Origin of the sequence: uncultured Phascolarctobacterium sp. (genome assembly GCF_902463975.1) — a bacterium.
Lineage (GTDB): Bacteria > Bacillota > Negativicutes > Acidaminococcales > Acidaminococcaceae > Phascolarctobacterium_A.
On the sequence record NZ_CABQHJ010000024.1, the window covers coordinates 1 to 23,597 of the forward strand.

21 protein-coding genes are annotated in these 23,597 nt (G+C 45.6%); 6 read left to right on the plus strand and 15 right to left on the minus strand.

Translation table 11 applies throughout. From position 1 onward, the window contains the following. The 4 genes from RDW05_RS07795 to RDW05_RS07810 form a co-directional block, all read right to left on the minus strand. The coding region (locus RDW05_RS07795; RefSeq protein WP_307978553.1) for a filamentous hemagglutinin N-terminal domain-containing protein at positions 1 to 5,467 on the minus strand (5,467 nt) is incomplete at its 3' end. Positions 5,468 to 5,515: 48 nt separating this feature from the next. After that, positions 5,516 to 7,231, minus strand: coding sequence for a ShlB/FhaC/HecB family hemolysin secretion/activation protein (locus tag RDW05_RS07800; protein WP_293808067.1), 1,716 nt, complete (start codon positions 7,229 to 7,231; stop codon positions 5,516 to 5,518). A gap of 277 nt (positions 7,232 to 7,508) precedes the next feature. After that, the gene (gene hydG / locus RDW05_RS07805) at positions 7,509 to 8,924 is read right to left on the minus strand and encodes a [FeFe] hydrogenase H-cluster radical SAM maturase HydG (protein ID WP_021720037.1); all 1,416 of its coding nucleotides are present in this window, start codon (positions 8,922 to 8,924) and stop codon (positions 7,509 to 7,511) included. Positions 8,925 to 8,984: 60 nt separating this feature from the next. Then, positions 8,985 to 9,242, minus strand: coding sequence for a TM1266 family iron-only hydrogenase system putative regulator (locus RDW05_RS07810; RefSeq protein ID WP_293388986.1), 258 nt, complete (start codon positions 9,240 to 9,242; stop codon positions 8,985 to 8,987). 161 nt (positions 9,243 to 9,403) lie between these two features. On the opposite strand from RDW05_RS07810, the gene RDW05_RS07815 reads away from it, so the two are divergent. Further along, entirely contained in the window at positions 9,404 to 9,604 is a 201-nt protein-coding gene (locus RDW05_RS07815) for a hypothetical protein (RefSeq protein WP_021720039.1), read from the plus strand. 182 nt (positions 9,605 to 9,786) lie between these two features. Here RDW05_RS07815 and rbr read toward each other — a convergent pair whose 3' ends face one another. The 7 genes from rbr to RDW05_RS07850 form a co-directional block, all read right to left on the minus strand. Beyond that, on the minus strand, positions 9,787 to 10,326 hold the full coding sequence (gene rbr, locus RDW05_RS07820) for a rubrerythrin (protein ID WP_303711470.1): 540 nt from the start codon (positions 10,324 to 10,326) through the stop codon (positions 9,787 to 9,789). Positions 10,327 to 10,392: 66 nt separating this feature from the next. Then, the gene (locus RDW05_RS07825; protein WP_246869331.1) at positions 10,393 to 10,827 is read right to left on the minus strand and encodes a Fur family transcriptional regulator; all 435 of its coding nucleotides are present in this window, start codon (positions 10,825 to 10,827) and stop codon (positions 10,393 to 10,395) included. A gap of 279 nt (positions 10,828 to 11,106) precedes the next feature. Beyond that, the gene (locus RDW05_RS07830) at positions 11,107 to 12,171 is read right to left on the minus strand and encodes a copper amine oxidase (protein ID WP_307978555.1); all 1,065 of its coding nucleotides are present in this window, start codon (positions 12,169 to 12,171) and stop codon (positions 11,107 to 11,109) included. 95 nt (positions 12,172 to 12,266) lie between these two features. Continuing rightward, the gene (gene fsa, locus RDW05_RS07835; protein ID WP_303707427.1) at positions 12,267 to 12,911 is read right to left on the minus strand and encodes a fructose-6-phosphate aldolase; all 645 of its coding nucleotides are present in this window, start codon (positions 12,909 to 12,911) and stop codon (positions 12,267 to 12,269) included. Between the two features lie 71 nt (positions 12,912 to 12,982). Then, positions 12,983 to 13,600 carry a hypothetical protein gene (locus RDW05_RS07840; RefSeq protein WP_307978557.1) on the minus strand — a complete coding sequence of 206 codons (618 nt, stop codon included), beginning with the start codon at positions 13,598 to 13,600 and terminating at the stop codon, positions 12,983 to 12,985. 88 nt (positions 13,601 to 13,688) lie between these two features. Further along, positions 13,689 to 14,990, minus strand: a complete 1,302-nt coding sequence (locus RDW05_RS07845; RefSeq protein WP_303711473.1) for an amidohydrolase — start codon at positions 14,988 to 14,990, stop codon at positions 13,689 to 13,691. Positions 14,991 to 15,004: 14 nt separating this feature from the next. Beyond that, the gene (locus tag RDW05_RS07850) at positions 15,005 to 15,196 is read right to left on the minus strand and encodes a hypothetical protein (RefSeq protein WP_021720046.1); all 192 of its coding nucleotides are present in this window, start codon (positions 15,194 to 15,196) and stop codon (positions 15,005 to 15,007) included. Between the two features lie 233 nt (positions 15,197 to 15,429). Here RDW05_RS07850 and RDW05_RS07855 point away from each other — a divergent pair, with 233 nt between their 5' ends. Continuing rightward, a complete protein-coding gene (locus RDW05_RS07855) occupies positions 15,430 to 16,143 on the plus strand; it encodes an SIMPL domain-containing protein (protein ID WP_307978559.1) in 714 nt (237 codons plus the stop codon). Positions 16,144 to 16,232: 89 nt separating this feature from the next. On the opposite strand, the gene RDW05_RS07860 is transcribed toward RDW05_RS07855, so the two are convergent. Further along, positions 16,233 to 16,535, minus strand: a complete 303-nt coding sequence (locus RDW05_RS07860) for a hypothetical protein (RefSeq protein ID WP_307770296.1) — start codon at positions 16,533 to 16,535, stop codon at positions 16,233 to 16,235. Positions 16,536 to 16,904: 369 nt separating this feature from the next. On the opposite strand from RDW05_RS07860, the gene RDW05_RS07865 reads away from it, so the two are divergent. From RDW05_RS07865 to trpS, 4 genes are all read left to right on the plus strand, one after another. Further along, on the plus strand, positions 16,905 to 17,267 hold the full coding sequence (locus tag RDW05_RS07865) for a helix-turn-helix transcriptional regulator (RefSeq protein WP_303711475.1): 363 nt from the start codon (positions 16,905 to 16,907) through the stop codon (positions 17,265 to 17,267). Between the two features lie 130 nt (positions 17,268 to 17,397). Continuing rightward, on the plus strand, positions 17,398 to 17,832 hold the full coding sequence (locus RDW05_RS07870) for a DUF3887 domain-containing protein (RefSeq protein WP_293808049.1): 435 nt from the start codon (positions 17,398 to 17,400) through the stop codon (positions 17,830 to 17,832). 115 nt (positions 17,833 to 17,947) lie between these two features. Further along, positions 17,948 to 19,318 carry a sodium-dependent transporter gene (locus RDW05_RS07875; protein ID WP_293808047.1) on the plus strand — a complete coding sequence of 457 codons (1,371 nt, stop codon included), beginning with the start codon at positions 17,948 to 17,950 and terminating at the stop codon, positions 19,316 to 19,318. A 75-nt stretch (positions 19,319 to 19,393) separates the two neighbouring features. Beyond that, the gene (gene trpS, locus RDW05_RS07880; RefSeq protein ID WP_210684014.1) at positions 19,394 to 20,476 is read left to right on the plus strand and encodes a tryptophan--tRNA ligase; all 1,083 of its coding nucleotides are present in this window, start codon (positions 19,394 to 19,396) and stop codon (positions 20,474 to 20,476) included. A 132-nt stretch (positions 20,477 to 20,608) separates the two neighbouring features. Here the strand turns inward: trpS and rnc are convergent, their stop codons facing one another. From rnc to RDW05_RS07895, 3 genes are read right to left on the minus strand one after another with little or no spacing between them, the layout of a single operon-like run. Continuing rightward, positions 20,609 to 21,328: a ribonuclease III gene (gene rnc, locus RDW05_RS07885; RefSeq protein WP_210684013.1), complete on the minus strand. Its 720-nt coding sequence runs from the start codon at positions 21,326 to 21,328 to the stop codon at positions 20,609 to 20,611. Between the two features lie 18 nt (positions 21,329 to 21,346). Further along, positions 21,347 to 22,606 (minus strand): beta-ketoacyl-ACP synthase II, encoded by a 1,260-nt coding sequence (gene fabF / locus RDW05_RS07890; protein ID WP_293390382.1) that lies wholly within the window; start codon positions 22,604 to 22,606, stop codon positions 21,347 to 21,349. Between the two features lie 17 nt (positions 22,607 to 22,623). After that, the gene (locus RDW05_RS07895; protein WP_021720056.1) at positions 22,624 to 23,574 is read right to left on the minus strand and encodes a nitronate monooxygenase family protein; all 951 of its coding nucleotides are present in this window, start codon (positions 23,572 to 23,574) and stop codon (positions 22,624 to 22,626) included. Positions 23,575 to 23,597: the final 23 nt, after the last annotated feature.

Genomic DNA, 23,597 nt, shown 5'->3' on the forward strand with positions numbered 1-23,597 from the left:
ACTCATGCTTCTCCTGCGCATTATAAACGCTGTTGCTGTTTTCAATGCTGACATTTTCACCAGTTATATTTATATCCTTACCCGCAACAACACTGCTGCCTTTAATATTAGCGTCTTTTTGAGCTTCAAGGTCTACGCTGCCCTTAACGCTGCCAACTGTGCTTCCCACCTGTTCAACGTTCTGATTAGCGTACTGATCCTTCTGCTTTTCCTTGCCAATAGTAAAGCCTAAGCCGCCTCCGCTAAGAAGTCCGCTTTTCTTTACAGATTTTATGTGTTCGCTTCCGCTTGTCTGCTCCGCACTGCCGATATTCAGATTGCCGCCGGTTTTTACGCTTACGTCATTATCTGCAACTACGTTGCTACCTTTGACGTTTGTATCCTTGCCACTTTGAATATCTACGCTGCCTGCGGAAACATTACTGCTTACTACGCCGTTTACATTGCTGTAGTCATAAATATCAGTAGTCTTGGAGGACAGGAAACCATTGGATTTCTCGTGGGATTCGTGGAGCTTTTCGTGGTATTCATTCTCATTGGTAATATTGACGTTGCCACCTGCAGCAAGGCTGGCCTTGCCTTCCTCACTAGTAAGGCTGCTGCCCTTGATGTTAATATCACTGCCTGCCAAGACAGATATATCCTCTTTGCCTGCTATATTGGTTCCTTTTACCTTTTCATCCACTACCTTGTCATGGTAGTAGTTGCTGCCACCACGGCTGCCTACCTGTGTTTCCTCACTATAGCTGTCCTTTACGGCGTTGATATTGACATTGCCACCTGCCTGGATAGCAGTGTCTTTATCTACAGCAATGAGTCCACCTTGGATATTGACATCACTGCCTGCGTTGATATTCACATTTCCACCGGTCATCACGCTCTGCTGGTTCTCAACGCTATGGATTTTCGCAGAGGAACCTGGGCATACTACGCCTACGTGCTTTTCGTTGGCTACTGTTACTATATCAACATTTTGTCCTGCATTCAAGTCAAGGTTCTTATCTGCTGCAAGCACGCTGCCTTTATTTATAATATCCTTTTCAGCTTTGATGCTGAGATTTTGCCCAGCACTAATAGAACCAGCGTTACCTACAGTTTTCTGGTTCAGTCCTTTATACTGGCTTTCTTTCACATTGGCCTCATTAATGATGTTTTCACCTTTGAGGATTGCATCCACTCTGGCACGGATGCTGCCGCCCTTGTTGGTGATTTTCTTGTCCGCATCCAGCTTGACGTTTTCACCATCTATACGGCCACCAATGTTATTGATGTTCTCACCTTTAAGGTCTACTGTTCCGTCAGCCCTGATGGTGCCAATGTTTTCTATATTCTCTTTGGAGTAGATGGCTACATCTCCACCTACGATAAGTGCTCCGTCATTAGTAAGGTCCGCTGCTCTTACAGAAGCAAGGAATACTTCTGGTACAAGCACCTTCTGTCCGTTTACCTCTTCTTCTACCAGCCATACTATATCACTGGTCAGGGATGCCATCTGCTCTGCTGTCAGTGCTACGCCTATTTCAAGGTTCAGCTCCTCAGCTGCTACGGCACCTGCTTCCATGAGAGCCGCAAACTGCTCCATGTCGCTTCCATAGTCACCAAGATACGGTCTTCCTGTGAGCTTTGCAATCTGTTCGATGACAAATTTCTGCTCAAAATAACCGTCACCTAAGCGCTTGCTTATTTTTTCAGGGTCAGACTTCACCCTTTCAAACAGATAGTCGCTGGAAAGGAATTCGTGGTAGTCTGCATACTTCTTGTTGGTTTCAATAAGGTAATTAGCACTGGGGTCATTATTAAGCTTATAAATCTTGCTGTTGATATTAAGGCTTTCAATACCTAAAAGCTTGTCCTGATTCAAAGGATTGTTTTCTGCAGCACTGTTGCCAGAAAGCTTGTCCTCAACATCTGTAGGAACAGTCTTTTCCCTGTCGTCATACTGCTTGCCGTCTGCTTCCAGTGTCTTGTTGACGGTTTTTGCTGCATTGATTTTCACGCTGCCTGTAGCACCAAGCACTGCAAGACGTTCGCTGTACGCACCTGGCTCCTGGTCATATACATTATGATCTTCATAAGGTATGACTGTAGTTCCATATACCCAGTGGCAACCCATATGCCACCTTTTATGCTTCTTATACTTCCAATAATGGTTATCCTGTCCCAGATCATCGTGATGGATTGTACCCTGATAACCAATATTTTCTACTATTCCGCCTGCATTAATGGTCAAATCCTTGCCGGCCATGATCTTGCTGTAATGGTTGGTTACATTATTATCTGCATTGATAGTGATATTGCCACTGGCAATAATGTTGGCATCATTGGTTTCTTCCTTAATGACGCCTGTATGGATTGTCCTTGTAAATTCACGCATAGCATCATAATAACGTGAACCTTCAAGATGGGGAATCTTGTAGGAGATGTATTCATAGGTAACATCCCAGTCAGTAACAAACTTGTCCTTGACGTTTTCTACATTGCCTGCGTTTATAGTGATATTCTTCTCGCTCTCAATATCACTGGAACGGTTGAGAAGAGTATTTTCTGCATTCAAAGTAAGGTCTCCTGCTGCACTTATTACGGAGCCCTGCTTATAATTACTATTATTCCTGTTGTAGATATTATCTGCGCTTATCTCACCGCTGCCGCCTACAGCAATCAGTCCGTCCTCATTAACGAAATCCTTGTCTGTTCTTTCTTTGAGGTTTCCGGATACAAAAATGCTGCCCAGGCTTTGGTTGGTAAAGCTGCCTGCAGAAATATCCGCATCTTTTCCAATACCAATATAGCTACTGTCTTCGTTGGTAAAACGGCCGACTTCAGCTGTCAAATTGCCCTGTACGTCCATGGCAGATCTGGTATTTAGCATATTATCTGCTACGATGATACTGTCATTGCCTATATGGATGCTGCCCATATCCTTATTGACAAGGCTGCCAGCAGTAATCTTGCTGTTGCCGTCAAAATAGATATTTGCTGCAGTATTAGTTACAGTGTGTTTACCATTAAGCTCCAGATCCTGCCCTGTCATAAGGGCAGTATTGGCATTAGTAATATCCATACCACTGACCTTCATGGTCTGGCCTGCAAGCATGGTGGATTTATTGTTGTCTAAGGATGCATCTACTTTTACATCCATATTCTCTGCTGCAGAGATAAGGGAATTCGCTTCATTTACAATGCTTCCTGCAACGATATTGGCATCTGCACCTGATTTTAAGGTAGACTTCTCCTGATGCAGCCTGCCTGCTACAGTAATGTCCATATCCTTGCCGGATTCTATATAGCCATTTGCAGTATTCTCCAAGGTTCCTGCATAGATAGCAACGTTTTCCTTACCGCCTATCTTGCTGGTATTCTCTAAAAGCCCGCCTGCAGAAATATGCAGCTCATTGCCCCACAGCTCGCTGCGGTCTACAGTAAGATTATTGGTAACTATATCAAGCCTTTTAGGATTACGCCCGTTAAGTCCATCTCCGTTTACCAGCATGTCTCCCTTAGAGCTGCTGAACTTCATATTGCCATCTGCCCAGTTAGTTACTTTGCCGGTAGAGATGATTACATTATCCGTATTGATAAAGCCTAAGCCATTAACACTGATGCCATTGGCATTAGCGATTACTACACTGGCCTTGTTGCCTGCCACTTCAAGATAGCCGTTCAGGGTACTTGCCTTGGAGCTGGTTACTTCATTTAGGATTACCCTTGCGCCCTTACCTGCAAGGAACATATTACGGTCTATGTACCCGCCCAGCTCTGTCTTGACGTACTTGGTAGCATTATTAAGGATAAGTCCGCTGGACTTGATATTAAAATCGCTGTACAGGTTGCATGATACGCCATTGGCGTTTACTTCAGCAATCTGGACAAGGTCTACACCGTTTGCGGCATGGTCAATTATGGGCTTGTATTTTCCGTCCGCATTTGCGTCGGCTACAAGTCCTAAGCTTTCATCTTTTACCTTGTTCTGCTTCACTGTACCAGCTACGCCTGAAATATCTGCTATTTCAGGATTTGTAAGCTCATCCGGTGTTCTAGGCGGTTCAGGCTCTGGAGGCTCTACAGGCTTATCGGGGTCTGTTTCCTTTATGGATATACTGCTCTCATCCTTGGCCAGCAGGTTTTCCTTGCTGTATTTTACCTTCTCACCTGCAATTGCGATGCTGCCGTTAGCAGTATAGATACTGCCTTTCACATCCACAATGTTTTTGGCCGCTATATCTATGCTGCTCATAGCATTTATGCTGCCGCCTAGGGTAGCTGCACCTTCATTTACACGAATGGTAAGGTTATTGGAAGCATCTAATGCACCTGTATTATTCAGTCCCTTGGCTGCATTTATAGACAGGTTGGCAGGATTACGTTTAAAATTACCGCTGCCTTCTGCCTCTTCATATTCCTCACCAGCTATAAGCTTACCACTGTTGTCTAAAGTACCACCCAACTCAATATCTACCTTGCCACGGGCAGAAAGAGCCGCCTTGTTTTCTATATCACTGTTATTGGCATCTATGATGATATCGCCACCAGATGTTATGCTTGTCATGACATCTGCCTGAGCACCATCTATTTCTATAGTCTCACGTTTGTTTTCCTCAAATACTATCTTGCCGTTATTGGTGATGCTGAGATTCTTTTGGGCAGCAAGATTGCCACCTATCTTCATTCCCAGTCCCTGATTAGTGCCAACAAGACTGATTTTGCCGGCATACATTCCGCCCAATGCCCCAATATCCAGATTTACCCCGCTGCCCTCGCTATGCAGCGGTGCCGCAGGATTGCCGTTGGCGTCTATCTGATTCTTGCCTGCGATTACGTTTATCTCATCCTGTGCCCAGATTTCTGCGTTAATATCTGCTGCATAGGCATAGATATCCAATTTGCTGGCAGGTGCATATTTGTACTGACCGGTTGCCTCGTCCAATACAGGCATGATACCTGCACCAGCTACATTTATCTTTCCTTTTTCTACAGTAAAGCCATTAAGAGTTCCGTCCGTGTTGATATTAGGCTTACCTGTAGTAAGGACTGCACGATCAACGTTGATAAAGCCTGCTCCATTGACATTAATGCCGTTGGGGTTGGCTATGATAAGGTTCGCCTTGCTGCCTGCTATTTCCATAAAACCGTTAAGGCTTGTAGCACCAGTGCCAGTTACCTCCTGCAGAATGGTCTTGGCTGCATTACCTGCCAGCTTAGCATTGACATTGACCTTGCCTGCAAGAGCTGTATCTACAGGCGCCTTTCCAGCATTATTATTGAATACAAGGCCTTCCTTGCCAACATTAAAGGAACCTGCCTTGTTATGGGACAAGCCTGCAGCATTAGGTGCTGCAATATCCACCACAGGGGCAGATGCCTTGGGAGCAGCAAAGGCAGTATAGCATGGCACTACTGCCTGCATCTGTAACGATACTATTATTGCATAAGCTATAAGCTTCTTTTTACGGCTTGTAAATCTTCCCATGATTACGCACTCCTTAAACCAAATCTAAATTATAGCCATGTGAGGCTGTCAAATCTGTGCTGTGAGAGTAAATCCGTATGTTCTGCTGTCGCAGGTAAATCCATCTGGTTTCTTTATAGGCCAGCCTACAAAAGCATCATAATTAAATATGCCTACCTGACCACGCATACCAATAGCTCCACCTACCAGCTCTGTACCTAAAAGATATTCAGTAGACGGGCCAAATACCTTGCCGTAGTCTATAGCAAGGTAAAGCTGGTGTGGATAGTGTTCTATAGGAAGCCGGAGTTCGTTTCTGATAACGATACCATCTTCTGCAGACAAGGTCTGCTCTCCGTCAAATCCACGTACACTGTACCAACCACCAATAGAAAAATGCTCGCTTCCATAGATTCGCTGATCGGCCTTCTGTGCCCTTACGGTCAGATTGTACTGAGCATCATAGCCTTCACCCATAGAAACAGGTGCTATGAAGTTGGCGTTAAAAAGATACATGTTATATTGTGTGGTAGCTTCACAGCTCATACCATCTGTCGGTCCGGCATCGGAAAACCATGGCATTCCCTTCTGCCATTTCAAAGAGGTATCAAGTACGCTTGGGCCAAGATACTGTCTATGGTTAAAACCAACCTGCATAGCTGTTGTCTTCTGTCTCTGAACCTCAATCTCTGTTCCATCTATGTAGCTGTGACGTGTCTTATGGACAAAACCAAGCTCAAAGTCCGTTTTATAAGTCCTGCCACGATTTACTAAATGAGTCCATGTAAGAGAGGTATTGGTAAATTCACCACTTGATACAAAGGGATTTACAGCATACTCTACAGTCTGGTGATAATCATTCTTACTGTGGCTGAAGCTAATCCTTTCGTTGCCGAAGGGAATAGAATAATACAAGCTGTTGGCACGGGTACCCTTCTTCTCACCAGACTGGGTAGCATCTTCATTCCAGCTTACATAGAACAAATCATTTGCTGAAAAAGGCTGTGACAGCTGAAAACCAGCAGTCATCTGAACCTTACCAGTCTCATCAGTACCAGAATTATCTACAGTTGCAAACAAACTCCACGGCTTGCTGCGTTTTACCTCTATCACCAGCTCACTTTCGCCTTCCTTAGCTCCTGGCTTTATCTTAATGTCTGCATTCTGATTAGGTACATTATTGAAATTATCTATAGCCTGCTCAATCTCCCTGATATTAAGCAGCGAGCCTCTACCCATTGGCATTGCATTATGCCAGGTTCCCCATGTTTCTTCTTTAAAACGGATATCTGAGATAATGCCAGGCATTAAAGTAAAAAACATCTTGCCATTGGACAGATCCTGCTGCTCAACATAGACACGGGTAGTTACATAGCCACGATTCACGATTTCCTCATTAATGCGCCCCATAAGCTCATTAATACCTTTTACGCCAATCCTTTGACCATTAAAATTTGCAAGATATTGATTAATCCAAGCGAATTTATAGCCGAACTTTTCTGCCTTCAGAGAAAATTGCTTTACCAAAAAGGAGTTTTCTTCCTTAGGCAACAAAAAAACTTCTAAACTGCTACCTTGCTGTTGTGTTTTAGTCATAGACTGACCCACACGATACTGCAATTCCTTTTCAGCACGTTTAGAAGCTTGTTCCTGTTCTTTTTGTTGTAATATCTGTTGCTGTTTTTGCACGAGATTATCCTGAGGCGCAGAATATACAGTACCTGCTCCCAGATTCAGGGCACTTATAACAACCAAGAAAAATACCTGCGAGTTCCATCTTTTCATAGCTCTATTCACCTTCACCCATATAGTCTCTTACAAAAGTAACAGCCGTAAAATATTACCAAAACATCTGTATTCTTTTTTAGACTCATTATATCCCAAATAATTAAAAAAGTAAATAAGTTATTTTTATAACAAAAAAAAAGGCTGGGACAAAACCCAGCCTTAAACAGAAAAACTTAGACTCTAGCGATTCTTTAATTTGTCGAAGTTGGTTTTAGCATAGCCTTTTTTACTGTTTACAACGCAAGCCTGCACCCGCAGGCTTGTCTTTATTATTTTAGAAGCGGAAATCTCTTTCGCCTTGAGCAATTTTTTGCAGACGCTCTACACAAACCTCACGCACCTTTTCCTGCGGAATGTTCGGCAGCTCAGCCTGCACCAGCTTTTCGCCCAAAGCCTTCGTTGCCGGGGAAGCATAATCCTCCAGATATTCCTTCAGCGTAAGCAGCGCATTAGGATGGCAGCAGTTTTGAATCTGCTTAGACTTGCACAGCTCCATAAATCTATCACCTGTGCGTCCCGCACGATAGCAGGCAGTACAGAACGAAGGCAGGAAGCCAAGCTCCATCAGCCATTCGATTACTTCATCCAAAGAGCGTTGGTCAGAAACGTCAAACTGCTCGGTATCGGTCGGGCGCACATCCTCGGTGTAACCGCCTACGGAAGTACGCGAGCCGCCGCTAATTTGCGAAATACCAAGATGCAGTGCCTTTTCACGCACAGCCTGATTTTCGCGCGTAGAAATAATCATACCTGTATAAGGAACAGCGATACGGATAATCGCGATAATCTTGCAGAAGGTTGCATCATCAATACCGTTGTCAAAAACGCCCGGATCGATATCATCAGCGCGTTTGATACGCGGTACGCTGATGGTGTGCGGACCTACGCCATGCACTGCCTCCAGATGCTCTGCATGCATCAAAAGGCCGGCCAGCTCGTAGCGATAACGCTCCAAGCCAAACAGTACACCCAAGCCGACATCATCAATGCCGCCTTCCATAGCTCTGTCCATCGCCTCCGTATGGTAAGCGTAATTATGCTTCGGTCCACGCGGATGCAGGTTCTCATAGCTTTCCTTATGATAGGTTTCCTGGAAGAGGATATAGGTACCGATGCCTGCTTCCTTCAGCTTGCGGTAATTTTCTACGGTAGTAGCCGCAATGTTTACGTTTACGCGGCGGATAGCGCCGTTTTTATGCTTAATAGAATAGATAGTCTTGATGCAGTCCAGAATGTATTCAATAGGATTGTTTACCGGGTCCTCGCCGGCCTCCAGCGCCAGGCGTTTATGGCCCATATCCTGCAGTGCGATAACCTCAGCACGTACCTCGTCCTGCGTCAGCTTTTTGCGTCCGATATGCTTATTTGTTGCATGGTAAGGACAGTAAACGCAGTGATTGATACAATAATTGGATAAATACAGCGGAGCAAACAGCACTATACGGTTGCCGTAAAAGTCCTTTTTAATCTGCTCAGCCAGAGCAAACATTTCCTGCACTAGCTTTTCGTCCTCGCAGGCAAGCAGTACGCTGGCCTCACGATGGCTTAAGCCCTTGCGCAGCTTAGCCTTGGCAATAATCTGCTCCAGCAGCTCCTTGTTGTTTTTGTTGGCCTCAGCATAAGCAAGTGTGTCGAGGATTTCCTCATGACAGATAAATTCTTCGGCCTTCATTGATTTTGCATTATACATTTTGTCTCCTCCTTACAGGTCAGTAGTATCTTTCCCGTCAGATAGTTGATATCCAGCAGTCTATTCCTTGGCAGTTACGTTGGAATAAGCAGTTTTAGCATTCACTCCGGCAAGCAGTCCCAGCTTACCGCTCATAGCGCTGATAATATCCTGCGGCGCATCAACGGCAACGCAGATAATATTAACATTCTTCTGGCGATAGGGCAGGCCCATGCGACCGATAATATAACTGCTGTAGGTGTGTAAAATTGCGTTAAGCTCTTCCACAGCCTCAGGCTGCGTTACAATCAGAGAGATAACAGCTACTCTTGTTTCCATACTAATCACCCTTCTCTTTTGGGAACATGGCAGAATCTAAATCTGCTATATTTTGCTGAATATATCTATAATAGTATACCATATTTCACGAAAAGTGTGGTATACTAATCCTATAAATATTTATCTGCTTGTAAACAGCTTATACCAAAGGAGCCATTATAATGCTGAATATATTTTTCTCTTTATTTCTTTTGGGCATGCTGGTCGTTTTATGCGGCAAGGCAATCCGCCGCGCCATGCACCAGCAGCAGCCATTAAACAGCAAGGAAGCTGCCCTGCTCATAGCGCTTTCGCTTGGCTGCCTTTTCGCCCTGAACGCCGGTGTCAGCGCCGTCTACAAAACCCAGCTGCTTTTCTACTGAAAAGAGCGCAGCCTGGCTGCCGCAAATGCGGCAGCTTTTTTGCTTTACGCAAAAAAGAGGCAGACAGCAGACTTGCGCCTCGCTGTTTGCCTCTTATGCTGCTATTTTGTTTTTCGTTCTGTCGCAGAAAAATCCCCATTAAAGCCTTTTCATGCTTCTATAAATAATCCTGCTTCAGAAAATTAATAGTTTGTTACCTTCAGCTCGAAATAACCCTGCGGATGGTCGCATACCGGGCATTTTTCCGGAGCCTTTTCAGCGATAACAATCTTACCACAGTTAGTGCAGATCCAAACCTTTTTCTCTTCACGCTGGAAAACACGGTCATTTTCAATGTTTGCCAAAAGTGCACGATATCTTTCCTCATGCTCTTTTTCAATCTTGCCTACTTCTTCAAACAGGAATGCAATTTTATCAAAGCCTTCCTCTTTGGCAACCTTGGCAAATTCAGCATACATTTCGGTCCACTCATAGTTTTCGCCTGCAGCTGCATCCTTCAGATTTTCAATAGTCTGGGGAACAGCGCCGCCATGCAATGCCTTAAACCATAATTTGGCATGCTCTTTTTCATTACCGGCAGTTTCGGTAAAAATAGCGCCAATTTGGTTATAGCCTTCTTTTTTGGCTGCACTTGCATAATATTGGTACTTAGTGTGAGCCTGAGATTCGCCGGCAAAAGCGGTCTGCAGATTTTTTTCAGTTTTGCTGCCTTTTAACTCCATTTTCAATTCCTCCTCTTGAAAACGACGCAACAGCCTTCCCAAACTAAAGCTTATATAGCCTTAATATCAGTTTTGGTCATCACCCAAAACATCTTCGCTTACAGGGTGCTCTGCCATTTCCTTTTGGCATTCGGGGCAGATACCGCTGAAAACAATATCATGATGATTCATTTTGTAGCCGGTTACAGCAGCTACCTTTTCATCCATATCCGGAATATAATCAAAGTTTTCTACGTTCATGAACTTACCGCATTCAGTGCATTTGATGTGGTAATGTCTTGCGAGGATATGATCAAAACGATCGGCACCGCTCGGAACGGAAACCTTGCTCAGCAAACCGCTTTCAACCAGAGAATTAAGGTTGCGGTAAACGGTACCTTTGCTAATATCAGGATACTCCATAGTAATGCGATCATATACTTCTTCAGCAGTAGGGTGATCTGCTAAAAAACGTACAGCCGCGATAACAAGTTGTCTTTGAATAGTGTTTCTTTTAGCCATTTTCATCATCCTTTATCAAAAATAATTCTCATTTAGAATTATACACCCTCCGTCAAAATTGTCAAGTATTTTTAGCACCAATCTACAAAATAATCACAAATAAATTTATACTTTTTTTGCTGTTGTCTAGCAGATAATCAATTCATTCTTAATTCTAAAATTACTCAATAGGAAAAATATAACAAAGAATAGAAAATGCTTCTCATTAACGCTTGATTCAAGATATAAAAAATACTGTCGAAACTGTGTCCGACAGCATTAGTTAACCTATCTCATTATTTATTCAGTTTTCTCCCAAATCAGCTGCACCGGCAGATTAGATGCACCGGGAGGTGACCAGATAAAGCTATAGTCGCCGGCCTTCAGCTGAGCAAGCTCAATTGCCTCCTCTATCTTTGAGCCTAAGCATACTGTCTGCTCCGGCAATGCCACCAGCTGACGTTCTCCCTTAGTTTTGTTTTCCAGTACGCCGTAGCCCGCAAAAGGACCGCCGATGGGGTTCAAAATAAAGCTTATCGGCTTTTTGCCGGCTACAGTAAAGTTTACCTTGTAGATAACACCGTAGTTGCCATAGTTTTCCGCAGGCAGTCCGGTAGTAGCATCAACGCCCTTGGCATAGCCCTCCTGTGAGGTTGCCAGCTCCAGCATCAGAGGTTTTTCCGGATCCTTGACAGGTTTTTTCAGTGTATAGTTCCAGTCTGCAGCCTCAAAGGTTCCACGCAGCGGATGCTCATCCATCGGCTGGATGGCGGCAGCTTCGTTAAACAGCTCCAGATCACTCTTTGTTTCGCACATCAGCACGCTAACCTCAACAGGCTTGTCAAAGTGCAGGTCAACAGTTGCCGTATAAAGCTTGTCCGTCGGCAGAATAATTCCGCGGCCGCTGAGCAGCTCGTGGCTACCGCCAAAGCCCAGCTTGCCCTCCTGCGGCTTTTGGTTGCTGTCATCAAAATATTCCTTTTGAGAGTTTTTGCCGTCACGCATATAATCATAAGCAAAGCCGGCTGCGCCACTGCGTGTTACCTTGTAATGCACCGGGCGCAGATTATCCGTATTCTTCAGTATTACCGCCAACTTTTTCTTACCGGCAACTCCATTGACATGATGCAGGAACAAACGCACATCACCCTCAACCTTATCACGATAAAGTATACCGTTACGATAAACAGTTTCCGGACTGTCGCTAAAAAGCAGCTTCGGACCGTTGGCGACAAAATCCGCCTGCGCCTGCTCTGTAACATAATCCTCAGGAATAAACACCGGTCGCTGCTGTGCGCCTGCCACGTTCAGCATGCCACAGGATACAGTAACAAGAAAAGCCTGTAAGGCTCTTTTAAAATTCATCAAATCACTCCCTTGAACACACAAAAAAACTTTCCGCAGCCAAAATTATTCCCTATAATTAAGGCTGCGGACTCAGTAACAATATTCTAAGATTTTTACTTCAGGCTGTTTTGATAATCAGCCATAAACTGCGCCAGACCTTTATCTGTCAGCGGATGGACAATCATCTGCTCCAGCACTTTAGTAGGAATAGTTGCAATCTGACAACCGGTCAGCATAACCTTTTCCACGTGCTCCAGATTACGGATGCTGGCAGCAATTACCTCGGTAGTAATGCCATACAGCTTAAAGGCTTTGACAATATTTTCTACCAGCTGTACGCCGTCTTCACCGATATCATCCAAACGGCCGATAAACGGGCTGACATAGCTGGCACCTGCGCGTGCGGCCAGCAAAGCCTGAGCCATGCTGAATACCAGCGTTACATTAGTTTTAATGCCTTCTGCGCTCAGAATTTTTACTGCCTTCAGGCCTTCCGGAATGCAGGGGATTTTGATAACGATGTTATCCGCAATCTTTACCAGCTTGCGTGCTTCCTCTACCATGCCGTCACATTCGGTGCTGATAACCTCAGCGCTGACAGGACCGGCAACCAGCTTGGCAATTTCCGGGATAACCTCAGCCTGTGTACGACCGCTTTTGGCAATCAGGCTCGGATTGGTTGTAACACCATACACAACGCCCCAATCGACAAATTTGGCAATCTCCTCTACATTAGCAGTATCCATAAAAATCTTCATTTTTTAACTAACCCTCTTTACAAATCAAATTCATATTTTTGTTATTTATTATTGTGCTTTATCGCGCGTCCTTACGGAAGTACTACTACCTTCTCAGCGTGAGTCTGCGCCGGCAAGCTCATGGTCATCATGCTGCTCCAAACCAGCAGCTTATCACCTTTTTTAATTTTAGCGAAGTCTGCGCACGCATTTGCATCAATCGTCGCAATAACGTCATTATTGGTATTAAGTACGGTTACATAACTTCCATCCTTAGCAAGGCTTGCCTGTGCTACCTCAAAAAAACTTGCAGGCTCTTCGTTGTCTTCGATAACAATCGCCAGAGCATGGCTTTGCGGCGGCATGCTGCGAGTCATAGTTGCGGAATAATAAGCAGTAACCTTCTGGCCTTCCTTTAAAGCGTAGGGCAGACGCAGCTTACCGCTGGCACCCTCCACAACGTAGGTATCACGGTCAACAATGACTGCAACCATATTTCTGCTGCCCTCACCCTTAATAATGTACATGCCATTCTCTACAGCAACTATTTCGCCACGGGTAACATAGGTTCCCGGTGCGCGCATTACCTCAGGATTTGCCTGCACCTCGTCCAGTGGAGAGGATTGAGCCGCATCAGCGGCGAAAGCACTGCCGGCACCCAACAGCGCCATGCAGGAAAATACTAAAGCGATTTTTTTAAGTGATTTCATAATATATACCTCCAAGATATTGCTTTTGTTTATGTTTATAAGTATAGCATAAGATTATGGCAAAATCATGGCAGTTTTGATTAATTATTTACTTGTTGCTGAAATGTACAGCGATTTCCGTAATGGTAGCAGCAGCCTTCCACAGGCAATCCTCATTGAAATCGAAGTGACTGTTGTGATGACCTGCCGCAATCTTGGTACCGTACATCATGTACAGGGCACGACCGCCGTGCTGCTGTACGCGCTCCATGAAGTAACCGCAGTCCTCGCTGCCGCCCATGTCCACATATTCAACAACCTCGTCATAATGACATTTTTCCTCAATCAGCTCTGCTACCTCATGGCCCAGCTCCTTGTCAGCAAAGCAAGCAGGTGCAGCACCGGCCATAGTGATTTTTACCTTAACGTCATACATAGCGGCGCAGGCATTAAGAATGCGTTTAGCCTCGGTAACCATGTATTCATCAATTTCGGTAGTAGCACCGCGTGTTTCCAGCTTAATAGCAGCGATATCAGGCACAACATTGCGTCCGGTGCCGGCGTTGAGTACGCCTACGTTGATACGGCTGGAGCCCTTGCTGTGACGGGGAATGGTATTCAGGGAAATTGCAGCCTGTGCCGCTGCCAGCAAAGCATTCTTTCCCTGCTCCGGAGCAGCGCCTGCGTGGGCAGATACACCAGTAAATTCCGCATCCAGCTTCGTAGTTGCCAGAAAACCGTCAGTCATCGTTACCAAGCAGTTATCGGCAGTAGCCTTGAAGCCAATATGACCGCCGAACAGGTAATCGACATCATCAACTACACCGGCGTTCATCATAGCGAAAGCCCCGCGTACGCCTTCCTCCGCCGGTTGGAAAATCAATTTAACGGTGCCTGCCAAACGTGCTTTATTAGCAGCAAGCAGCTTTGCTGCCGACAGGCCGATAGTTACGTGACCGTCATGACCGCAGGCGTGCATAGCCTTTTTATGTTCGGAAGCAAAGCCTTCCTTTGCCGGGCGATGCTCGTCGCAGCGCTCCTCTTCTACATCGTTGCAGTCCATATCAAAGCGGAAGGCAACTGTTTTACCCGGTTTATCTGTTTTAAGAGTTGCCACGATACCGGTCTTGCCGCCTGCCATCTTCTTTACCAGCTCCGGATCCGCACCTTCGTTGATTGCTCTTTGCATATAATCAGCCAGCTCTGCCTCGCTCGGCACGCCCATCATAGATTTTTCGTCAATAACGTCAGCGCCGAATTTAACATCATAGCCAAGCTTTTTCAGCTCACCGATAATCATGCTTGCCGTACGGAATTCCGTCCAGCCTGTTTCCGGATGTCTATGCAAATCTCTGCGGCGTTCGACCATTTCATCTTTTAATTCTTCAGCCTGTTGCCAAATTGTTGCCATGTTTCTTACCCCCATTAAAAAAGTACAGTCTGCTCACTGTCTAAAGGCAGATAAACCTCACTCTTATCTTTTAAACGATTGTTATTATCCACCCACTGTCCGCACGGACATTGTATTACAGCGGTAGGCAGCGCCCAAGCCAAATGTTTGCCGCAATCAGGACAGATATATTCTACCTGCAGCCTGTCACGCTCTTTTTTCTTCATAAATAAAGCGCACCTCCTGCTTCTTATTGCGTTTTTTATTATAGCACATTTGTACCATTAAGAAAATGCTTTGACGGCAGTAAGTATTAAAAGTAAGTAAGTTAAGCAACTGCTTCATTTTATTTATCACTGTCCTGCTCCTAGCGGTTCGTGTTTTTTCTGTGTCTTTCAGGTTTAAATTGTATTTATATGCTATAATTAAGCTGATTCAATAACAGTCAGGAGGTTATATTATGACTAAGATAAAACAAATGCTTTGTGCTCTGCTTACCATCTGCCTGCTGCTTATCGGCAGTGCCAATGCTATGGCTGCGCAGCCTGATACACCGAGCATCAGCGTCAGCGCCAACGCAAGCATTGAGGTGGCACCGGATACTGCCGTAATCAGCTTTGATGTCAACGGCAAGGGCCGTACCGCCGCCGAAGCAACAAGCGCATCTGCCGCCAAAATGGATAGTGTTAAGCGTAATCTGCTTGGCTGCAATATTCTTGGTAATGATATTACAACAACAAGCTATACTCTTTATCCAGATACCGATATCAAGGGTAAAATCACCGGTTATACCGCCAGCAACAGTGTGCGCATCAAGCTCAAGGATATCAGCAAGCTTGGTCCGGTAATTGATAAAATCAGTGCTGCCGGTGTTGATACGATCAATAATATTTCCTTCAGCGTCAGCAACAGAGAACTTTACCGCAACAAGCTGCTGGCTCAGGCTGTCGAAAATGCACGCCAGCAAGCTGCCGTTGTTGCCAATGCCGGTGGACGTACGCTCGGCAAGCTGCTGAGCGCCAACATCAGCACCTACAGCGGCGGCATGGAGCGCTCCTATGGCAACATGAAGCTGATGGCTGCTGCCGACAGAGCTGCTGCCCCAGAAACAAGCATCGCTGCGCAGGAAATTACGATTAAAGCCAGCGTTGATACCGTTTTCGCCATGGAATAAATTGCTGCAAGCTAAAAACTGCTGCCTAACGTCACAGACGCAGGGCAGCAGTTTTTGCGTCAGAAGGCAAGCCTTCCGCATTATCAATTTTATTTTTTCGGCAGCTTATATTCCTTCAGTGCCTGAAAAAGTTCTGCACTTCCGGGTGAATATTGAGCACACAGCTCCTTGAGCGCAGCAAAGTTTTTCAGCTCTACGCCCCACAAAAAGCAGTCAGCCTCATCATAGGCAGCAACAACGATAAACTTTTTGGCGTCCAGCGGTGTTTTGCCCAAATCATCCGTCAGCATAATATAATCCGTGCCAAAATCCATACCATAAACCGTAATATTTTCTTCCGGGGTAGAATCCTCCCAAAAGCCAAGTTGATCAAAATCAGCAGCAGTAAGCATAATACACCTCGTTTTCATATAATCTAGCCTTAATATAACACGTTGCGCTGTCATTTGCAACTTTAGCTGTTGCGGCATACAACTTAAATTAAAACTTCACCTTACTGCTACTCCTATAGCAAATGTGTCGTACACCATTTTTTACTATAAGTTAACAAGAAAATATCAAGCATAAAATACATTTTGTAAATAAAATTAGCGTCTTTTTTTATAAAAATAGTGCCCTATCCTACCCGAAATTGCCATTTAGGGTAGGGACATTCAGGTATAAATATGTCATAATATACTTGAAGGACGAAGCAACGGCTCGCGTTCATGTAGAGAACTATAAAATGTTCTATTGTTGAATAACATCTGGAGGTGTAATTTATGGCAAGCTTAACCGTAAACCCCGACTATAAGCTTATCGGCAACAATATCAAACAAATGCGCACCAAATCGCAGGTGTCTCAGCAAAGCCTGGCAAAAGCAATTAATATTTCCCAAACCCACATGAGCAATCTGGAAAACGGTAAGACCGGCGTAAGCCTGGCAATTGCCATCCGTATATCCCAACATCTTAAATGCAGCCTGGATGAGCTGATTTTCGGCACGGATAAAAAATCTTACCCGGCAGCAGGCAAGCCATTGAGCGACCACACTGTTGATGAATTCAACCAGCTTTTGAAGCGCTCTCTGGCAGAAATGATGTTTCAATGCCTGCAGCATCCAGAAGGCAAGCAGGCAAAATAAGCAAGCAGTTTTACTGCACTTCTAAGCTGAATTTGTTCAAAAATCACTTTAAAAGTCTTTACTAAATGAGAAAAAACAGTTATGATTATATATAAGGCTTTTAAGCTATCTATAATTGGAGGTAATGTAAATGAAAAAATTAGTGTTAGTCTTAACTATGCTGCTTGCTTTTGCCTGCAGCAGTCTGGCCTTTGCTGCTGACGGCGGCGATTTGAACAAGGAGCAGAAAACCGCTGAAAAGATGATGACCTCTCTCGATGTGGATGCTGCTGCCGGCTATGCTGCTCTTGCTCCCACACTGAGCGCTGATCTTAACAAAGCTCTGGGCGAGAAAAACTTTGCTGCTATCCAAAGCCAGGTAAAAAAACAATTCGGTTCTTTGAAAGAAACCAAATTCCATAGCTTTGAGCGTTTTGACCAAGGCGACAGAGTAACCTATATTGCAGCCTTCTCTAAAGAAAATGTTGTTATCATGACCTTCATGTTTGGCAAGGATGCCAAACTGCAAAACTTCAGCTTCTCTCCGTACAAAGCTCCGGAAAAAGCTCCTGCTGAAAAGAAATAATTCTCTTTGAACTGCATCCTGCCAAAGTGTGGGATGCAGTTTTTTTATTGCTTATAACCAACCTTTCGCTTATAATTAAATTATCCAAAATTTTTTAGGGAGTAGGTATATATTTATGGAAAGAGAAAGCTTTTCCTCACGCCTTGGCTTTATTTTAATATCTGCCGGCTGTGCTATCGGCTTAGGCAATGTCTGGCGTTTCCCGTTTATTACGGGCTTATACGGAGGTGCATCCTTCGTTTTAATTTATCTTTGCTTTTTGCTGCTTTTAGGCCTGCCTATTATGGTAGCAGAATTTGCTGTCGGCCGTGCAAGTGTGCGCAGTGCGGCAAAATCCTTCGACGTACTGGAGCCTGCAGGTACAAAATGGCATCTGTATAAATATGGTGCGATTGCCGGCAATGTTCTCCTGATGATGTTCTACACCACAGTTTCCGGCTGGATGCTGTATTATTTCTACAAAATGGCAGTCGGCGGCTTCGTCGGCCTTGATGCCAAAGGCGTAGGCAACGTTTTCGGCAGTCTGCTGAGCGACCCTGTAACCATGGCAGGCAATATGATTATCATCGTTCTCTCCTGCTTCGGTGTCTGCTATTTGGGCGTCAAGGCCGGCGTTGAACGCATCACCAAAAATATGATGGCCTGCCTGCTGCTGCTCATGCTGATTTTGGCAGTAAACTCCATTACTCTGCCAAACAGTGCTGCAGGCCTTAAATATTATCTCTATCCTGACTTCAACAGAGTTCTGGAGCACGGTATCCGTGAGGTAGTCTTCGCCGCTATGGGACAGGCCTTCTTTACGCTGAGCCTTGGCATCGGCGCACTGGCTATCTTCGGCAGCTACATCGGCAAGGAACAGCGCCTGACGGGTGAAGCAATGTGGATTATGGCACTGGATACCTTTGTAGCAATTGTTTCCGGCCTAATTATCTTCCCGGCCTGCTTCAGCTTCGGCATCAATCCCGACAGCGGTCCGAACTTGCTGTTCATCACCCTCCCCAATGTGTTCAACGCTATGAGCGGCGGCCGTATCTGGGGTACTCTGTTCTTCCTGTTCATGCTTTTCGCAGCCATGTCTACAGTGATCGCTGTATTCGAAAACATTACCTCCTGCATCTGCGATTTAACCGGTTGGGAGCGCAAAAAAACTATTCGCTTTAACATTATTGCGATTATCCTGCTTTCCCTGCCCTGCGTGCTGGGTTTCAACCTGTGGGGCCACATTCAGCCTTTGGGCAAAGGCACCTGCATTCTTGACCTCGAAGACTTCCTTGTCAGCAACAATTTGCTGCCCTTAGGCAGTCTGATTTACCTCAGCTTCTGCACCAGCCGTTACGGTTGGGGCTGGGATAACTTTATTGCAGAGGCAGATACCGGTAAGGGTATCCCCTTCCCCAAATGGATTCGCTTCTATGCTACCTACATTCTGCCGCTGATAGTGCTGTATATCTTCTTCAACGGATACTATGCTATGTTCGTAAAATAAGCTTGCGTTGACAGTTTACGTCAGTGCATTTATAATTATTATATAAATATAAGAACAAAAAGAGGTAAGACTAATATGAGTAAAATTATCCTGACCGGCGACCGTCCTACCGGACGTCTGCATGTAGGCCACTATGTAGGCTCTCTGCGCCAGCGTGTACAGCTGCAAAATTCTGGTGCATACGATAAGGTATATATCATGATTGCTGATGCCCAGGCGCTTACAGACAACGCTGAGCATCCGGAAAAGGTGCGTAAGAACATCATCGAAGTAGCCCTGGATTATCTGGCCTGCGGCCTTGATCCTGCTAAATCTACCCTTTTCATTCAATCCATGGTACCGCAGCTTACCGAGCTGACCTTCTACTATATGAACCTGGTAACTGTATCCCGTCTGCAGCGTAACCCGACCGTCAAGAACGAAATCAAAATGCGTAACTTCGAAGCAAGCATTCCTACCGGTTTCTTCTGCTATCCTATCAGCCAGGCTGCAGATATCACCGCCTTCCGCGCTACTGTAGTCCCTGTAGGCGAGGACCAGCTGCCGATGCTGGAGCAATGCAAGGAAATCGTGCACAAGTTCAATTCCGTTTACGGCGAAACACTGGTTGACCCGGACATCATGCTGCCGCAAAACGATGCCTGCCTGCGTCTGCCCGGCATTGACGGCAAAGCCAAGATGAGTAAATCCTTGGGCAACTGCATTTATCTTTCCGATGAACCGGAGGATATCAAAAAGAAGGTTATGTCCATGTACACCGATCCTGACCATGTACGCGTAGAGGATCCCGGTAAGATTGAAGGCAACACTGTTTTCACCTATCTGGATGCTTTCAGCACCGAAGAGCACTTTGCCAAATTCCTGCCGGACTACGCTAACCTGGACGAGCTGAAGGCTCACTACAAACGCGGTGGCCTGGGTGACGTAAAGGTTAAGAAGTTCCTCAACAACGTGCTGCAGGACGTTCTGGAGCCCATCCGTGAGCGCCGTCACTATTGGGAGCAACGCATTCCTGAGGTTTATGAAATCCTTCGAGCAGGAAGCAAAGAAGCTGAAGCAGCCGCTGCTGCAACACTGCATGACGTACGCGAGGCAATGCGCATCAACTACTTTGATGACGAAGCTCTGATGAACCAGCCCTACGAAAAACAACACTAAGCAATAAACTGCAATCCCCTCTTTCCGAACAGGAAGAGGGGATTTTTTGTGCGTTGCAAAGCGTAAAGCATTACTGCCTGCGGGCAAAATAAAAGACCTACGGTATTTCTACCGTAGGCCAATATTGTAATGTTATTCCTGATTCCTTACATGCAGCTGTGCCAGCGCCTGCTTAGCAGCATGCTGCTCCGAATCTTTTTTAGTGCGACCGCTGCCCTCGCCGATAACAGTATTACCCAACATTACCTGAGAGGTAAATACCTTATTGTGCTCCGGACCGGTGCTGCCTAAAAGAACATAATGAATATCTGCATCACCGTCACGCTGCAGATACTCCTGCAAACGAGTCTTGTAATCATTAAAGATACCATGACGGCAGATGAAATCTATTTCCGACTGCATCATTCCCAACAGGTAGGTCTGTACAACCTCAAAGCCCTGATCCAGATAGATAGCACCCAAAACAGATTCAAAGGCATCAGCCAGGATGGAAGGACGCTCACGCCCTCCGCTCAGCTCCTCGCCCTTACCCAGCTGCAGATAGTCTCCCAGATGAATCTTTTTGGCATATTCATACAGGGAGCCTTCACAAACCAGATAAGCACGCAGCTTAGTAAGCTGGCCTTCAGCCAAATCAGGAAAGTTCTTATACATGTATGTGCTCACGATAACGCTGAGCACGGAATCACCCAAAAACTCAATCCGCTCATTGTGATGCGGTTTAGGATACTGCTTAGCTTCATGGGCATAAGATGTATGGGTCAGAGCCATATCAAGAAGCTCTAAATCATGCATATGGATACCCAGCCCCTGGCAGAAGCTCTGCAGCTGCTGTGTACGTTTTTCCTGCATTTTAATCAATCCTGCTTATTAATCAACGTATTTTTTGAATACGATAGAAGCATTGTGACCGCCAAAGCCCAGGTTGTCGCTCAGTGCAACATTAACAACTTTCTTACGAGCTTCGTTCGGTACATAATCCAGATCCAGCGGACCTTCCGGATCATCCAGATCCTTATCCTTGTAGTTGATGGTCGGCGGAATGATATCGTTTTCGATAGTCATAACGGTAGCAATAGCTTCTACACCGCCGGCAGCGCCCAGCAGATGGCCAATCATGGATTTGTTGGAGCTGATGCACAGTTCGTAAGCATGCTCGCCAAATACCTTCTTGAAGGCAATGGTTTCGCCCAGGTCATTACGATGGGTGGAAGTACCATGAGCATTGATGTAGTCAACCTCTTCCGGTTTTACGCCAGCGTCAGCAACTGCTGCAGCGATGCAGGCAGCCGGAGTTTCGCCGGTCGGGTCCGGAGCGGTGATATGATATGCGTCGCAGTTCATAGCAAAGCCTGCCAGCTCAGCATAGATGTGTGCGCCACGAGCTTTAGCATGCTCCAGCTCTTCAAGAACCAGAACGCCTGCGCCTTCACCCATTACAAAGCCATCACGCTTTTTATCAAACGGGCAAGATGCTGCTTCAGGGTTTTCGTTATTGGTGGACAGAGCCTTCATGTTAGCAAAGCCAGCAATAGCAATCGGGGAAACCGCAGCTTCGGTGCCGCCTGCCAGCATTACGTCAGCATCACCGTATTGAATGGTGCGCAGAGCGTCGCCGATGCAGTTGGTGCCAGTAGCACATGCAGTTACGATAGCGGTGTTAGGACCTTTCAGACCGGTTGCAATAGCAATCTGGCCTGCAGACATGTTCGGGATTTCCATCGGAATGAAGAACGGGCTGATTTTGGACGGGCCTTTGGAACCCAACTTCAGGGATTGCTCCAGGAAGGTGTGGATGCCGCCGATACCGCTGCCAACGCAAACGCCGCAACGCAGAGGATTTTCCTTGCTCATATCCAGCTTAGCATCTTCGATAGCCAGCTTAGCAGCAGCAACTGCAAAGTGGGTTACACGGTCCATACGCTTGCCTTCTTTTTTATCAATGAAAGCAGTGTAATCAAAATCCTTAACCTCACCGGCAATCTTTACTGTGAAATCAGTAGTATCAAACTGAGTGATAGGGCCGATACCAGATTTACCGGCAACCAGGTTATTCCAGAAGGTATCCTTGCCGATACCGATAGGAGTTACAGGGCCAACGCCAGTTACTACAACTCTTCTTTTACTCAAAATAGTTCACCTCGTAATCAAATTTTTGAAATTTCATCCTTTATGCGCCTGAAGATTTCTTTTACAGGCAGAATTTCCTTGATTTTCCACATATTGGCACCGGTGAAAACAAGACCGGTTTCTACGTCACCCTGCTGTGCACGTGTCAGCGCTCTGATAATACAGAAGCTGTGTGTGCAGTGCTTTAAACACAAATCGCAGGTGGTGGGTTTAGGAGCTTTATTATCTAAAGATAACTGTGCAAACGGATTGCGGATAGCGCGTCCCTTATAGCCTACAGGGCTGTCAATCTGCACAACATCTTCTTTAGTCATTTTAAGATAGAATTCTTTTAAAGCAGGTGCGCCGTTGGATTCCTCACTGGCAGCGAATCTGCTGCCCATCTGCACACCGCTCGCGCCCAGCTTCAGAAGCTCGGCAACATCACTGCCGCAGACAGCGCCGCCGGCAGCAATAACAGGTATATTAACGGATTTAACAATCTCCGGAAGTATCTCTTTAATAGATTGCTGGGTTCCCAGGTGACCGCCTGCTTCGGTGCCTTCGACAACGATAGCAGAAGCTCCCAGCTTCTCAGAAATCTTAGCCAGTTTTACAGAAGAAACAATTGGTACTACTTCGACACCATATTTTCGTCCGACGGCAAAAATATCTCTTGAAAAACCGGCGCCGGCTACGATTAAATCTATTTTCTCTTGTGCAGCGGTAGTAATCAGACCTAAAAACTCTCTTGCCGCAAACATTGCATTAATACCGATAATGCCCTTGCCGCCGGTAAGTTTTCTTGCCAGACGTATTTCTGTACGCAGTTCGTCAAAGCTCATGCCGGACGCTGCGATAAGTCCTATACCGCCTTCTTTAGCTACAGCAGCTGCCAAACGGGCTGTAGACAGCCTGATAGCCATGCCTCCTTGTACAATCGGTACTTCAGCAACAAGTTTACCGATTTTCAGCACTGGTAGTTTCAACAAATATCCCCCATTTCAGGACT